This window comes from Nocardiopsis protaetiae, from assembly GCF_045446735.1.
GTDB lineage: Bacteria > Actinomycetota > Actinomycetes > Streptosporangiales > Streptosporangiaceae > Nocardiopsis > Nocardiopsis protaetiae.
In genome coordinates this window covers 14,070-27,809 of sequence record NZ_JBJJBV010000034.1, presented here as the reverse complement: position 1 = coordinate 27,809, position 13,740 = coordinate 14,070, and the positions used below count along the sequence as shown (strand labels likewise).

The following is a 13,740-nucleotide window of genomic DNA, read 5'->3' as shown; positions in this document are numbered from 1 at the left end:
AGGCTGGGGAGTAACCGTGCGCTGGACCGTTCACTCCGAGGAGGAGCTCTACCGGGACCGGTGGTTGGACATCCGGGTCGCGGACGTGGAGATCACCGGTGGACGGCACCTGGAGCACCGGCTGATCCGGTCGGCGCCGGGCGCGGGCGCCGTGGTCATGAACGCCGCCGATGAGGTGCTGTTGGAGTGGCGGCACCGGTTCATCCCGGACACGTGGGCGTATGAGATCCCCATCGGCGGTATCGACGAGGGCGAGGCGCCCGAGGACGCGGCGGCGCGTGAGGTGCTGGAGGAGACCGGGTGGCGGCCGGGGCCGCTCCGCCCGCTGCTGTACGTGCAGCCCACTCCGGGGATCTCGGACTCCGAGCACCACGTTTTCTTCGCCGACTCCGCCGAGCATGTGGGGGACCCGGCGGAGGACTGGGAGGCGGAGCGCATCGATTGGGTGCCGCTCGCCGATGTGCCGAAGCTGGTGGGGGAGCGGAAGCTGGTCTCGGGTACGTCGGTGGCGGCGCTGACGTACCTCTATGGGGTGGGACGCCCGGCCTGACCGACATGGATCGGGGGCCCGGGTGCCTTGGATGCCGGAACGTGAAAGGTGCTCGGCCGGGAAAGTCCGGCCGAGCACTCGGGGTGGGGGTCAGGCGCCGGGCTTGCGGCCTTCGACGCCGTCCTTTTCCGGTTCCGGCTCGGGCGGGGGTGCCGGGGCCGGGTCGAGGGGGTCGAAACTCCGGCCGCCTACGCTCGGACCGCCCTTGGACCTGTGCACGTTGGGTTCCCTTCTGGCGGGCGTCGGGTGCGCCCGCCCTTTGGGGCATCTACCCGCTGTCGGCGGGGTTCTGCTTCGGGCGGGTGGCCGGGCCGGGCCATGGCCGAAAGGGGCGGGAGGATTTCGGGATGGTGCTTTGGAACGGGGTCGCGGTCGGTTTTCGGCGGGCGATCGGTGGCGTTCCGGGGGTGCTCGACGAGGCGGCGGGGTGGCTTCGGGGGCGGGAAATTCGGCAGTGGCCTGGGTGTTTTGAAGCGGAGTGGGTGGCGCCCGCGATTGCTCGGGGTGAGACGTGGGTGGCCACCGTTGCCGGTGAGGTGTGCGGAACGGTCACGCTGGATTGGGCGGACCCCCTGTGGGGCGATGTCGCAGGTGAGGCGGGCTACGTGCACCGGATGGCGGTGCGGCGGCGGGTCGCCGGGCTGGGAACCGTGATCCTGGATTGGGTGGCCGGTGAGGCGCGGCGGGAGGGCGCTGCGTTCCTGCGGCTGGACTGTGTCGGCTCGAACTGGGGGCTGTGGGCGTACTACGAGGCCCGGGGTTGTGAGCATCGCGGGGATGTGGATGTGCGCGGCGCACCCGGGCAGCGGGGCGGGGGAGGTCCCGCCACCCGGGTCAGCCGGTACGAGCTGCCGTTGGCCTCAGCCGGTGAGGGTGAAGGTGGCCCAGGTGTGGGTGCCGAGGTCGCCGAAGGGGCAGACGGGTGAGTATCCCCAGGCTGTGGACAACTCCTCGACCATGAGCAATCCGCGCTGGCCCTCGGCCTCGTCCCACTCGGTGGAGGTGCGGGAGCGGGGGATGGCCGGGACGGTGCCGGACAGGCCGTCGTCGGTGAAGCCCAGGGTCAGCGAGCGGTCGGAGACCAGCCAGAGGGTGCGGACGACTCCGCCGCCCCGGCCGGAGGCGGTGTACTTCACGCAGTTGGCGAACAGTTCGCTGCCGCAGAGGACGAGGGTGTCGGCCAGGTCCTCGTGGAATTCGGCGAGGTCGGCGCGCAGGTCGCGGCGGACCTGCGACAGGCGGGCGAGGTCGCCGGGGTAGAGGTGGTGCCGCCAGAGGCGGGTGGGGGTCATGCGCCCACCTTCGCCTTCTGCTCCTGCTGGGCGATCCAGACGCGGGTCACCTTGGCCAGGTCGTCGAACGTGACCGGGGGCGACGCCAGGAGGTCGCCCTCGGGCGGGCGGGGCGCCGGGATGCGGGGCGCGGTCCACTGCTGGAGGCGGGCGGTCGCGGCGGCCTGACGGCGCTGCTGCTCGTGGGCGGTGTAGTAGGGCCGCACGAGCGGGAGGTCGTCGGCCGGGAAGATCTCGCGCGGCTCGGACAGGCGCGGAACCGCGGGAGGCAGGGGGCGTACGGCCGGGCCAGGGTTCGCGTAGCGGCGCACGCGGGAGGCGCGGCGACGGTGGTGGCGGCCGGAGGGGGCGGTGAACAGCGCTCGGAGCAGGGCGAAAACAGCCCTGAGGAGCGTGGCACTAAGCTGGTGCACGCTGGCATTCCTTGTGTTGAAGGGGTTGATGCTGGCCGAGACCCCGGGCGCTTACTAGGCGTCGCGGGGTCACTCTTTTTCGGTTATGGGGTCACCCTAGGGCACAGGGGTTCGAGGTGGGAAGTTTTTCTTCGAATTCTCTGGAGGGGATTTCATGTGGCCAGGTCAGGGTGGTTGGAAAAGTGTGACAAGTGGTGATTTGGGGATTTTGGTGGGATTGAATGAAAAATGGGCGTGTCGGTAAGTCGACACGCCCATTCCTCGATACGTCTACCGCGTCAGCCGGTCCAGGAACCCGTGCAGGTTCTCCTCCAGCCGCTTCACCTTCTCCTCGGTGGTCAGCGTCTCCTCGAACCGCCCACCCGGCTCCGGCTGCTTGAGCCCCCGCACGTACAGCGAGCACGCGAAGTCCGAGCACATGTGCAGCCCGATCGTGTTCCCCTCGCGCCCCGCCTTCCCCACGCGCGGCGCCACCATGAGCGCCACCCCCGGTCCCTGGCGGCTGGTCACGCACACCGAGCACAGCGCCCGCCGCGCCCCGTTCCCGGAAGCGGTCAGCCGCAGCGCCACACCGACCGGCCCGTCGCCGCGTTCCACGATCAGGTAAGCGCGCTCGTGCGCCATCGGGTCGCGCCAGCCCAGGAAGTCGAGGTCCTCCCACCGCTGGGAGCCCAGATCGCGCGGGAGGTTCAGCCGCTTGGCCTCGCCCTTGGAGCAGTTGATGAACGAGCCGCGGATCTCGTTCTCCGTCACGGGAATCATTCCTGTGACGCTAACAGCGACCCTCCGGCCGGGCAATGGCTTTAGTTTCCGCTGGTCCTGGGATCGCGCAGCGACCGCATCGCCTCCAGCAGGGTGGCGTGGATGTACTCCAGTCCGGGGCCGGTGAACGAGGTCCAGTCCTCCCCGCCGTCCCCCGTGTCCTCCCAGGCCGTCTCCTCCTGGGGCGTGTGGCTGTACACCCACCACAGGTTCCCCTGCGGGTCCACGAACCGGGAGAACACGTCCCCGAAGAACGCCGTGGCCTCCGTCACCACCCGCCCCCCGCGCGCCTTCGCCCGGGTCAGCGTCGCCTCCACGTCGTCCACGTACACCCGCAGCAGCGAGGGCGTGAACGGCCAGTCCGGCTTGCGGTCGGCCACGGTGATGAGCGAGTCCCCCAGCCGCAGTTCCGCGTGCAGGACCAGCCCGTCGGAGTCCAGGGTGCGGGCCTCGTGCACGTTCCGCGCCCCGAAGACGTCGACGATGAAGTCGATCAGCTCGGGCGCCCTGTCGGCCATGATGAACGGGTCGACGGTCGCGGACCCCTGAGGGGCCGCCGGTTTCGTATCCATGCCCCGAGTCTGCGCCCGGACCGCCGACCGGGTCTTGAACATTCCCGCCAACCCGCCGCCCTACGGCCCACCGGGCCGCAGCCGCGAAGGCCGCTCCGCCCGCAGCGCCACCAGCGACCGGGTCAGGTGCGCCTGGTCGGAGTACCCCAGCTCGGCCGCCACGTACCCCGGCGTCAGCCCCGAACGCAGCGCCCGCGCCGCCTCCCGCGCACGCACCACCTGGTCGATCCGCACCCGGGTCAGCCCCGTCACCGCCTTGATCCGCCGCTGCCGGCTGCGCTCGGACCAGCCGCCGAAGTCCCCGCCCAGCATCCGCCGGGTGTCGGCGTCCACCCGCAGCGCCCCACACTCGGCCAGCCCGTGCACGAACCCCACCAGCCGGTCGAACGCCGGAACCCGGTGCAGCCGCCCCGCCAGCGCGAACCGGTCCCCCACCACCGCCAACGGCACCAGCGCCCCGACCATCGCCGCCTTGTCGTACCCCGTCACCACGATGTCCGGCCGCAGCTCCACCCCCCAGTGCCGCTCCCCCGGCACCCCCGGCAGGGTGTGCGGCGCGGGCAGCGGCCCCGCGAGTTCGACCCGCGTCGACCGGTCCGGGCAGACCGTGAACGCGATTCCCCAGTACTCGGTGGCCGGGTCGAGGTACGCCCCCGGCTCGGTCACCTCCGCGTACCAGACCGCGCTCAGAAAGGGGTCGTCCTCGCGGTACTCAAGTTTGTACACCCTTCCGATCCTAGGTCAGGTGGCCGAGCCCGGGCGGACGATCATGAGCACGACGACCGCCGCCCACAGCAGGTTGTAGAACCCGGTCCACATGGACAGCCGCCCCAGCGCCGCCTTCTCGCCGGGCTCGCGCAGCGCCTCGCGCTGGCGGGGGTGGATCTGCCAGGCGAGCAGGACGCCCGCGGCGGCGGTGAGGATCATCGCGACGTTCACCCAGAGCTCGGCCATCCGCCCCTGGACCAGGGCCAGGGCGATGCCCACCACCGGGACGGCGATGCCCGCGAGCGCGTAGCCGCGGGTGATGCGGTGCAGGGCGAGGGCCGTGTTCCGACTGCGCTCGGTGGTTTGGGACGGCGGCCCGCCGACGGGGACGGCGACCGGAACGTAGCGGGGGAACAGGCTGGTGGCGACGGCCGAACCGCCGATGAACACGATGCCCGCGAGGACGTGGATCGAGAGCAGCAGGTCTTCCATGGTGGGCTCCTCGGTGCCAGAACCTTCAGATTGCCTGAAGCTTAAGGCATGCTTCAGCCATGCTGAAGGTGGGGTGCCCCGCGGGCCGGGTCAGTTCCGCGGGCCGGGTCAGTCGCGCGACGGTGGGGACGGCGACGGGGACGGCGGCGGGGCCAGGGCGGCGAACGCCTCGCGGAACGCCGCGCCCACCTGCCGCTGGATCGGATCGGCCTCCGGCCCGAACAGCTCCTCGTCCACCCGCGCGATCTCCCGCCCCGCGCGCTCCAGCAGCTCGCGCCCCTTGGCCGTGACCTCGATGCTCGACGCCGCCCCCGGCCGGGCGGTGAGATCGTGCACCAGACCTGCGGCGACCAGCGCCTTCACCCCCGAATGCGCACTCTGCACGGTGATCCCCGACATCCGCGCCAGGTCGCTGAAGGAGATGCCCGGCACCCCCGCGATGTGGCCGAGCAGGCCCAGCCGGGCGACGGTGAGGTCGAGCGGGGCCAGGGCGGCGCCGAGTTCGTTCTCCACCCGGCGGGCCAGCGTCAGCACGAGGACGGAGACGCTCAGTGCGGGCGGGCCGGGGCGGGTGTTCTCGGTGCTCACCGCTCCAGTCTCCCCTATCGCCGAATCGGCCCGTCCCCTTGTCATCGTGTCCCTGTATCGACAAGGACACAGGCCGACAAGGGGACGGACCGACAAGGGGACGGGCCGACAAAGGGTCCGTCAGGCCGCCGCGGGCAGGGAGCACTCCGCGCGCGACAGGTCCAGCTCCGACCCCGCCGCCAGGCAGGCCGCGATCATGTGGACCTGCTGTCCGTACGCGCGCCCCGGCAGGGAGGTCTCGTTGCCCTCCCCGTCCACCTCACAGGGGTTGTCGTCGGTGCACTGCTCGCCACTCTCGTTGTGGGTGTTGTGGATCCCCACCACCGTGGTGCCGTCCGCGCCCACCAGCGCAGAGCCGGAGGTGCCGAACCGGGGGGCGCAGCCCTCGTCCTCGGCGTACCGGATGGAGTCGTCCATCAGGTACTCCCCCTCCTTCAGGTGCGGGACCACGGCCTCGGCGGTGCAGTCGAACCGCTCGCTGGTGTGCAGCACGCTCAGCGGGTCCCCCGCCCGCACCGGTTCGGTGGCCAGCTCGAAGACCTTCGCACCCGCGGCCTCCACCTCCGCATAGGTGCGGTCCAGGCGGTAGAGCGCGATGTCGGTCCCGGTCATCGTCGCGTACACCAGCCGGTCCGCGTGCGCGGTGACCAGCGGATACCCCTCCTCGTCCCCGACCGCCACCTCGCGGTCGGCGGGCAGGTCCACCAGGGCCGAACCCGGCGCGGGCCGCTCGGCCTCCTCCACACAGTGGCCGTTGGTCAGCAGCAGCGCCGGGTCCCGCGGCCGGGAGTCGGCGGTGCGGACCACCGAGCCCGTGCAGCCGCCCAGGTCCACCGCGCCCGCCACGTCCGGGATCACGTCGTCGGGCGGCAGCTCGGCGGTGCCGTCGATGATGCCGTTGATCCAGTCCGCGTGCCGGGTGACGTCGGTGTACAGGGTCGGCGCGTCGGCCCCGCCGGGCCCGCTGACCACGCCGGCCACCACCCACTCCCCGTCCTCGCGGACCAGGGCGGGCCCGCCGGAGTCCATGTTGCCCGCGGCGACCGAACCGTCCGGGGCGCCGATGCACAGCTCCCCCTCGGGCACCGCGTCCGGGCAGTCGGCCAGCGGCCGAACCTCGGTGTCGGCCTCGTGCAGGCGGGTCGGGAAACAGCCGGGATCGCCGACGTTCTCGCAGGTCATGCCCCAGCCCATGATGCGCGCCCCGGTGCCGTCCGCAGGTGTGGTCGAGGCGATCCGCACCGGTTCCGCCCCGACCGGGGTGCTCAGGTGCAGCAGCGCGAGGTCGCGGCCCCAGAACCCGCCCTCGTCGCGGTGGGTCGCCAGTCGGTAGTAGTGGTCGACCTCGGCGACCTCGCCGCCGGTGGTGGTGTCCAGGGACCCGACCCGGATCTTCCAGTCGCGCGGAACGCCGTTCTCGGCCCCGGTCGGGGTCTTGCCCGCGCAGTGGCTCGCGGTCAGCACCCACTCCGGGTCCAGCACGATCACCCCGCAGCCGTGGCCGTCCGGGCGCGGTGGCGCGGGGTAGGCGGGCTGGAAGGAGCCCATGAAGGAGTAGGCCTCGGTCGATTCGGCGCCGCCGATGACGGCCTGGGCCGGGGCGGCGGAGAGGGCGGGGAACAGGGGCGCGGCCAGCACGAGCGCGGCGCCGAGCATCGGCACGGTCAGGGGGTGACGCCTTCGGTTTCGCATGCCCATGACCGTAGGTAGTGGAGGTGTTCATCCCTGTTGCGTTCCGGTCATACCCCTAGGGGGTACTATCCGGACATGAGCGACCCCGTGCCCGCGGCCTGTGCCGCCCGCTGCCCCGTCCCGTCCGCCCTCGGTCCCCTGGAGCTGTCCCTGCCCCTGCGCGTGCTCGGCCTGTGCCTGCGGCTGCGCGTCCTCCTGTCCGGAGCCTGCCCCGGAGTGGGTTCCGGAACGCGCTGACGCGGGCCCGCGGCCTGCGGCGATGGCCTAACGGTGTTCGACCACTCACCGAACGTTCGGTCAGTCCATAGGGTCTGAGCTGCTTAAATCCTGGTCCGGTGTTCAAAATGCCGTAGGTCACATGGCATAGTGTCCTAGGGCTCGTGACCTATGTCTCGACACATCCGTCCTGTGTCGATTCGGCGTTCCTCCCCGAACGCCGGGCGCGGCCCCCGGGAGTGACCGACCCCAGGGTCGGCAGACATTACGGAGCAGCAATGGCAACATCCGACGCCACGGCCTCGGGATCCGCCCCCTTGGACACCAAGGAGCGGCGCAAGGTCCTGGCCGGGACCATGGTCGGTACCACCATCGAGTGGTACGACTTCTTCATCTACGCCCAGGCGGCCGGTCTTGTCCTGGCGCCCCTGTTCCTCGCACCGCTGTCGGAGGCCAACCCCGGCCTCGCGCAGATCCTGTCGTTCTCGACCATCGGCATCTCGTTCCTGTTCCGCCCCCTGGGCGCCATCGTCGCCGGGCACCTGGGCGACCGGTTCGGCCGAAAGAAGATCCTGGTCGCCACGCTCGTCCTGATGGGCGTCGCCACCTGCCTCATCGGCCTGCTGCCGACCTACGCCCAGATCGGCGTGGCCGCCCCGATCCTGCTCATCCTGCTGCGCATCCTCCAGGGCTTCTCCGCCGGCGGCGAGTGGGGCGGCGCCGCCCTGATGTCCGTCGAGCACGCGCCGGTCAACAAGCGCGGCTTCTTCGGCGCCTACCCGCAGATCGGCGTGCCCTGCGGCATGATCCTGGCGACCTTCGTCGTCTGGCTCATCACCGTGATCATCGGCCAGGACGCCTTCCTCGCCTGGGGCTGGCGCATCCCGTTCCTGCTGTCCTTCCTGCTGATCATCGTCGGCCACCTCATCCGCAAGTCCGTGGAGGAGTCCCCGGTCTTCAAGCTGATGCAGCAGCGCCGCGCCAAGGCCTCCGCCCCGCTGGGCACCCTGTTCCGCAAGAACACCAAGGAGGTCGTGCTCTCCGCGCTGATCTTCCTCGCCAACAACGCGGCCGGGTACCTGGTCATCGCCTTCCTGGCGACCTACGCCTCGACCGCGCTGGAGATGGAGCGCGGGCCGGTCCTGCTGGCCACCACCCTCGCCTCCTTCGGCTGGCTCATCTCCACCCTGTACGGCGGCTGGGTCAGCGACCGCTGGGGCCGGGTGCGCACCTTCCAGATCGGCTACGTCCTGCTCGCGGCCTGGTCCGTGCCCATGTGGTTCCTGGTCGACACCGCGAACATCTACCTCTACTTCGTCGGCGTCTTCGTCTTCTGCCTGACGCTCGGCCTGAGCTACGGCCCGCAGGCCGCGCTGTACGCCGAGATGTTCCCGGCCGAGGTCCGCTACTCCGGCGTCTCCATCGGCTACGCCCTGGGCGCGATCCTGGGCGGCGCCTTCGCCCCGATGATCGCCCAGCTGCTGCTGGAGAGCACCGGCGGGTCCTGGAGCATCGGCGTTTACATCGTCGGCGCCGCGGCGGTCTCCTTCCTGGGGGTCTCGCTGGTCAAGGAGAGGATGGGCGTCGACCTGCACGTCGACGACGAGGACGACAGGGACAAGGCCGAGAAGACCGCTTGACCCTCTGATCCCCTTGATCCCTGATCCCTCGTCTCGGATCCCCTGATCCCGGATCCCGGAGGGCGGTACGGCGAGAAGTCGCCGTACCGCCCTCTCTCTTTCTCTTCTCGGCGCCCTATCGCCTTCCCCGCTTGTCGACACGGGGCCGGACCCACGATTCTGGGAGCGCTCTCACAACCGTTCCCCGAGCGAAAGGCGCCACCGTGTTCACCGACATGACCTGGATGAACGAGCCCCCGGCCTGGAAGGTCGAGGACGACGTCCTCACCGTCACCACCGGGGACCGCAAGGACTTCTGGCGGCACACCCACTACGGGTTCGTGCACGACGACGGCCACTTCCTGTCCGCCGAGGTCACCGGGGACTTCACCGTCCAGGTCACGTTCGACGGCGACTACCTGGAGCAGTACGACCAGGCCGGGCTGATGCTCCGCGCCGACGAGGAGAACTGGATCAAGACCGGCACCGAGTTCGTCCACGGCGGGCTCAACGTCAGCTCCGTCGTCACCCGCGGGTTCTCGGACTGGTCGGTGGTCTCCCTGGCCCGGACCGGCGGGTCCTTCCACCCGGTGACCGTCCGCGCGATCCGCACCGGCGACACCGTCAACGTCCAGTACCTCGACGGCTGGGGCGCCTGGCGGCTGCTGCGCCTGGCCCACCTGCCGCTGGGCGAGACCTGTCACGTAGGGGTCATGTGCTGCTCGCCGCAGCGGGAGGGGTTCCGCGCGGTGTTCCGGGACTACTCGGTGTCCTCCGAGATCCCCGAGGACACACACGCTTAGGGCTCCGAACGAGGGAGGGGCGGGTCGGCGAGGGAGGGGCGCCGACCCGCCCGAGCGGGGGATGGGGAGGAGGTCAGGAGGGAGAGGGCGGAGTGGATCAGGTGATGGTGTCGCGCACGCCGGAGATCACCGACGAGTTCCACATCATCGAGATGTGCTCCAGGCAGCCGGTCTGGTGGTTGGCCGCGCCCGGCAGGGACGTGCTCGACGTCGGGGAGATGACGATGTCGCAGGGCGAGCGGTAGGTCGTGTAGACCGTCGGGCCGGGCGTCGGGTTCCCGGAGTTGAGCTCGTTGAGGAACGACGAGCCGTGGCGCATCTCCGCGCAGGAGGTGACCAGCCCCGGGCAGAGGTTGGCGATGTTCGTCCCGTTGTTGGGGCCGCCGATCGAGATCCAGTGGTCGACCTTCTGCGCGCCACCGAGGTTCTTGATGTACCAGCGGGAGGACAGGCCGCCCATGGAGTGGGTGACCAGGTGGACCTTGCTCGCCCCGTGCTGGGCGAGGACCCCGTCCACGTAGGACGAGAGCTGGCCGGCGATGGTCTTGTTGGAGCGGAGCCAGTCGTAGGTGAAGACGTGCAGCCGGTTCTGCGGGTAGCCGGCGGCGACCAGCTGGGACCGCATGGTGGACCACTGCTCGCCCTTGCCGGCGAAACCGTGGATGAAGATGACGGGGGCGTGCGAGGCGGCCGCGGCGGGCGCGGCCTGGGCGAAGGAGAGGACGGCGGCCAGCACCAGGGCGCTGAGGACGGAGAGGAGGCGCTTCATTCGGGGGGTCCTCCGGGGATCGGCGGGGGGATCTGGAGTGAGTGTGTGACACCGGTCACTGGGTGCGCATCGGCTGAATCGCCGGTCCCTTTACTTCTCTTTAACTCGTGGGTAACTTTTGATGGGTGACCAGAGTGCCCCCCGCTGTCACCATCCCCTCCGGGCGTGAGCACGAACTCGCCGCCGTCCGCCGCCTCCTCCATGCCGCCCGCACCGGGCGCAGCGACGCCCTCCTGCTGACCGGCGGCCCGGGCAGCGGCAAGAGCACCCTGCTGGCCCGCGCCGTCACCGAGGCCGACGACCTCACCGTCCTGTACGCCCGCGCGGTCCCCGAAGAGAGCGACCTGGCCTACGCCGGGCTGCACCAGCTGCTGCGCACCGTGCTCCGCTACCTGCCGCGGCTGCCCGACGCCCAGCGCGGGGTCCTGGAGGAGGCGCTGTCCCTGGGGCGGGTCGACCGGCCCTTCCCGCTGGAGGCCGCCGCCCTGGCCCTGCTCACCGAGGCCGCCGCCGAACACCCGCTGCTGGTGTGCGTGGACGACCTCCACCTCATGGACGCGCCGTCCCGGCTGGCCATCGCGTTCGCCGCCCGCCGGTTCTCCGTGGAGGGCGTCGCCACCCTGCTGACCGCCGACGCCCACGCGCTCGGCGACCTGGCCGGGCCCGAACGCCTGCCGCTGTCACCGCTGCCCGACCCGGTGCTGTCCGACCTCCTCGACGAGCGGTCCCCGTACCCGCTCGCCGCCGGGGTCCGCGCCGACCTGGTCGCCGCCGCCCAGGGCAGCCCGGGCGCGGCCGCGGAGCTGGCCGCCGCGCTCACCGCCGCCCAGGCGCGCGGCGACGCGCCCCTGGGCGACCCGCCCCGCTCGCACGGGGCCATCACCGACACCTGCGCCCGGCTGCTGCGCACCCTGCCCGCGACCGCCCGCCGCCGACTGCTGCTCCTGGTACTGGACGACGCGATCGACCACCACGACCGGGCCGAACGCGCGGGCCTGGACCCCGGGGACCTCGACCCCGCCGTGGCCGCGGGCCTGGTCCGCCACGAGGCCGGGTCGCCGGTCCCCGCGCACCCCCTGGTCCGCACCGCCTGCTTCCACCGCTCCCCGCTGGCCGAACGCCACGCCGCCCACCGGACCCTGGCCGACCTGTACGCGGACACCCCGGCCGCCGCGATCCGCCACCGGGCCGCCGCCGTCGCGGGCACCGACCCCGGGCTGGCCGCCGAGCTCGCCGCGACCGCCCGCACCACCGCCGACCACGCCACCGCCGCCCGCCTGTGGGAACGCGCCGCCGAGCTCACCCCGGCGGTGGGCGCCGTCGCCGGACGTCCCGCGGCACCCGTCGGGACCCCCGCCGCGGTCGCGCTGTCCCCTGCCGCCACCGGAGCCCCGGCCGCCCCACCGGCCCCACACGCCTTGACATCCCCGGCCGCCCCTGCTGTCGGGGCGCCCCCGACCGACTCGGCGGCCCCGGCGACCCAGGATGCCCCACCGGCCCCGACAACCCCGGTGACCCCGACTGTTTCGGGGACTCCGGTGGCCCCACCGGCCCTGTCGGCCCCACCGGCCCCGGCCGTGGGAACGGCGGTGACCGGCGGCGGGGGCGGTACCGGCGGTGCACCCGGGGAACGCGAAGGGCGGTTCCTGATGGCCGCGTGGCACGCGTGGTTCGCCGGGGACCAGCGGCGGGCCAGGCGCCACGCCCAGCGGGCTGGCGACGCCGCCGACCCCCTCACCGCCCAGATGGACCTGCGCACCGGCGTGGCCATCGACGCCTACCACCGGCTCAGCGCCGCGGCCGAGACCGCGGCCGCGCACGACCTGTCCCGCGCCGTCGACCTCTTCCACCACGCCGGGGAGGCCTGCTGCCTGGCCGGGGACCACGAACGCTACTTCGCCACCGTCGCCCGCGCCCACATCCTCGCCGGAGCGGCCGCCGCACCCCGCGACCGCATCCTCCTCGACTACATGGCGGGCAAGTCCGCCGTCTTCCAGGGCCGCCACACCGAGGGCGTCAGCGCCCTGCGCCGGGTCCAGGCCGCCGCCGACCGGCTCGGCGAACCCGACACCCTCGTCCTGGGCGTCATCGCCGGGCTGCTGTGCGGCGACCACATCCGCACCCGCGCCCTGGCCGGGCGGGCCGTCCTCACCGCCCGCCGCACCGGGGCCGCCGCCCTGGTCCCCCAGGCCCTGGAGTTCCTCACCTACGCCGAACTCTGGTTCGGCCGCCTGTCCCTGGCCGAGGAGAGCGCGGCGGAGGGCCTGCGCACCGCCCTGGCCACCGGCCAGGAGAACTGCGCCGGGCACCACCGGGCCGCGCTGGCGTTCGTCGCCGCCATCCGCGGCGACGAGGAGTCCTGCCGGGAGCTGGCCGGGGCCGCCCTGGCCACCGCCGAGGCCCACGACGTGGGGCTGCCCGCCGCCCTCGCCTCCTGGGCGCTGGCCCTGCTCGACCTGGGCGCGGGCCGGGCCCGCGAAGCGGCGGTGCGGCTGCGCGCCCTCACCCGCTCCGGCCCCGGGCAGAGCCACACCGCCGTGCGCCTGCTGCTGACCCCGCACCTGGTGGAGGCCGGGGTGCGCGGCGGCCTCGACATCCGCCTCGACGCCGGGGTCGCCACCCTGCACGCCTGGGCGGAGGCCACCGGCAACGACACCGCCCGCGCCCTGGTGGCGCGCTGCCGCGGCCTGCTGGCCGACGGCGAGGAGGCCACCGGCCACCTGCTGCGCGCGCTGGAGCTGCACACCTCCGGGTACTGCGACTTCGAGCAGGCCCGCACCCGCTTGCTGCTGGGTACGCGGCTGCGGCGTTCACGCCATCCGGGACCGGCCCGCGAGCACCTGTCCGAGGCGCTGGAGACCTTCGAGCGGCTGGGCGCCGCGCCCTGGGCCCGCCAGGCCCGCGCCGAGCTGCGCGCCGCGGGCGGGGCGGTCACCGGCGCGGAGTCGCGCCTGGCCGACCTGAGCCCGCAGCAGCTGCGCATCGCCCGGCACGTGGCGGGCGGCGCCACCAACCGGGAGGTCGCGGCGCGCATGTTCCTCAGCACCCGGACGGTGGACCATCACCTGCGCAACATCTACGCCAAGCTCGGCATCCGCTCCCGGGTGGAGCTGAGCCGCCTCATCGACCGCCCGGTGCTCGCGGAGTGACCCGAGCCGGTCGGCCCGGAGCACCCGCCGGGGCATAGCGGCTGAGCCGGCGATGTTTCACGTGAAACATCGGCCGTGACACGGCGGCACAATACGGGGTCGCTCCGTACCCGGT

General features: G+C 72.5%; 15 protein-coding genes. 6 read left to right on the top strand and 9 right to left on the bottom strand.

Features of this window, described 5'->3' with window-relative positions; all coding sequences use genetic code 11:
- Window positions 1–16 precede the first annotated feature (16 nt).
- Window positions 17–550 (top strand): NUDIX hydrolase, encoded by a 534-nt coding sequence (locus tag ACJOT3_RS08255; protein ID WP_406970510.1) that lies wholly within the window; start codon window positions 17–19, stop codon window positions 548–550.
- A gap of 5 nt (window positions 551–555) precedes the next feature.
- A complete protein-coding gene (locus ACJOT3_RS08250) occupies window positions 556–1,476 on the top strand; it encodes a GNAT family N-acetyltransferase (protein ID WP_406970508.1) in 921 nt (306 codons plus the stop codon).
- Here ACJOT3_RS08250 and ACJOT3_RS08245 read toward each other — a convergent pair.
- The 8 genes from ACJOT3_RS08245 to ACJOT3_RS08210 form a co-directional block, all read right to left on the bottom strand.
- Entirely contained in the window at window positions 1,411–1,842 is a 432-nt protein-coding gene (locus ACJOT3_RS08245; protein ID WP_406970506.1) for an ATP-binding protein, read from the bottom strand. The two genes, ACJOT3_RS08250 and ACJOT3_RS08245, sit on opposite strands and share 66 nt — an antisense overlap.
- Window positions 1,839–2,255: a hypothetical protein gene (locus tag ACJOT3_RS08240; RefSeq protein ID WP_406970504.1), complete on the bottom strand. Its 417-nt coding sequence runs from the start codon at window positions 2,253–2,255 to the stop codon at window positions 1,839–1,841. Before ACJOT3_RS08240 ends, ACJOT3_RS08245 begins: the two co-directional genes overlap by 4 nt.
- 270 nt (window positions 2,256–2,525) lie before the next feature.
- Window positions 2,526–3,017, bottom strand: coding sequence for an FBP domain-containing protein (locus tag ACJOT3_RS08235; protein ID WP_406970502.1), 492 nt, complete (start codon window positions 3,015–3,017; stop codon window positions 2,526–2,528).
- 41 nt (window positions 3,018–3,058) lie between these two features.
- Entirely contained in the window at window positions 3,059–3,589 is a 531-nt protein-coding gene (locus ACJOT3_RS08230) for a VOC family protein (RefSeq protein WP_406970500.1), read from the bottom strand.
- A gap of 60 nt (window positions 3,590–3,649) precedes the next feature.
- A complete protein-coding gene (locus ACJOT3_RS08225) occupies window positions 3,650–4,315 on the bottom strand; it encodes a helix-turn-helix domain-containing protein (protein ID WP_406970498.1) in 666 nt (221 codons plus the stop codon).
- A 15-nt stretch (window positions 4,316–4,330) separates the two neighbouring features.
- Window positions 4,331–4,789, bottom strand: coding sequence for a hypothetical protein (locus tag ACJOT3_RS08220; protein WP_406970496.1), 459 nt, complete (start codon window positions 4,787–4,789; stop codon window positions 4,331–4,333).
- Between the two features lie 108 nt (window positions 4,790–4,897).
- Window positions 4,898–5,377, bottom strand: a complete 480-nt coding sequence (locus ACJOT3_RS08215) for a MarR family winged helix-turn-helix transcriptional regulator (RefSeq protein ID WP_406970494.1) — start codon at window positions 5,375–5,377, stop codon at window positions 4,898–4,900.
- Window positions 5,378–5,497: 120 nt separating this feature from the next.
- Window positions 5,498–7,069, bottom strand: coding sequence for a trypsin-like serine protease (locus ACJOT3_RS08210; RefSeq protein WP_406970492.1), 1,572 nt, complete (start codon window positions 7,067–7,069; stop codon window positions 5,498–5,500).
- A gap of 75 nt (window positions 7,070–7,144) precedes the next feature.
- Between ACJOT3_RS08210 and ACJOT3_RS08205 the strand changes: the two genes are divergently transcribed.
- The 3 genes from ACJOT3_RS08205 (at window position 7,145) to ACJOT3_RS08195 (ending at window position 9,707) form a co-directional block, all read left to right on the top strand.
- Window positions 7,145–7,306 (top strand): hypothetical protein, encoded by a 162-nt coding sequence (locus tag ACJOT3_RS08205; RefSeq protein WP_406970490.1) that lies wholly within the window; start codon window positions 7,145–7,147, stop codon window positions 7,304–7,306.
- A 257-nt stretch (window positions 7,307–7,563) separates the two neighbouring features.
- Window positions 7,564–8,925, top strand: a complete 1,362-nt coding sequence (locus ACJOT3_RS08200; RefSeq protein WP_406970488.1) for an MFS transporter — start codon at window positions 7,564–7,566, stop codon at window positions 8,923–8,925.
- 203 nt (window positions 8,926–9,128) lie between these two features.
- A complete protein-coding gene (locus tag ACJOT3_RS08195; RefSeq protein ID WP_406970486.1) occupies window positions 9,129–9,707 on the top strand; it encodes a DUF1349 domain-containing protein in 579 nt (192 codons plus the stop codon).
- A gap of 97 nt (window positions 9,708–9,804) precedes the next feature.
- Here the strand turns inward: ACJOT3_RS08195 and ACJOT3_RS08190 are convergent, their stop codons facing one another.
- Window positions 9,805–10,476: an esterase/lipase family protein gene (locus tag ACJOT3_RS08190; protein ID WP_406970484.1), complete on the bottom strand. Its 672-nt coding sequence runs from the start codon at window positions 10,474–10,476 to the stop codon at window positions 9,805–9,807.
- A gap of 125 nt (window positions 10,477–10,601) precedes the next feature.
- Between ACJOT3_RS08190 and ACJOT3_RS08185 the strand changes: the two genes are divergently transcribed.
- A complete protein-coding gene (locus tag ACJOT3_RS08185; RefSeq protein ID WP_406970482.1) occupies window positions 10,602–13,625 on the top strand; it encodes a helix-turn-helix transcriptional regulator in 3,024 nt (1,007 codons plus the stop codon).
- Window positions 13,626–13,740 lie beyond the last annotated feature (115 nt).

What these genes read in the sequence shown, in the direction of transcription:
- ACJOT3_RS08250 (WP_406970508.1), top strand. Translation starts at nt 556, where the DNA reads ATGGATCGGGGGCCCGGGTGCCTTGGATGCCGGAACGTGAAAGGTGCT.
- ACJOT3_RS08245 (WP_406970506.1), bottom strand. Translation starts at nt 1,842, where the DNA reads ATGACCCCCACCCGCCTCTGGCGGCACCACCTCTACCCCGGCGACCTC.
- ACJOT3_RS08235 (WP_406970502.1), bottom strand. Translation starts at nt 3,017, where the DNA reads ATGATTCCCGTGACGGAGAACGAGATCCGCGGCTCGTTCATCAACTGC.
- ACJOT3_RS08230 (WP_406970500.1), bottom strand. Translation starts at nt 3,589, where the DNA reads ATGGATACGAAACCGGCGGCCCCTCAGGGGTCCGCGACCGTCGACCCG.
- ACJOT3_RS08220 (WP_406970496.1), bottom strand. Translation starts at nt 4,789, where the DNA reads ATGGAAGACCTGCTGCTCTCGATCCACGTCCTCGCGGGCATCGTGTTC.
- ACJOT3_RS08210 (WP_406970492.1), bottom strand. Translation starts at nt 7,069, where the DNA reads ATGCGAAACCGAAGGCGTCACCCCCTGACCGTGCCGATGCTCGGCGCC.
- ACJOT3_RS08205 (WP_406970490.1), top strand. Translation starts at nt 7,145, where the DNA reads ATGAGCGACCCCGTGCCCGCGGCCTGTGCCGCCCGCTGCCCCGTCCCG.
- ACJOT3_RS08200 (WP_406970488.1), top strand. Translation starts at nt 7,564, where the DNA reads ATGGCAACATCCGACGCCACGGCCTCGGGATCCGCCCCCTTGGACACC.
- ACJOT3_RS08190 (WP_406970484.1), bottom strand. Translation starts at nt 10,476, where the DNA reads ATGAAGCGCCTCCTCTCCGTCCTCAGCGCCCTGGTGCTGGCCGCCGTC.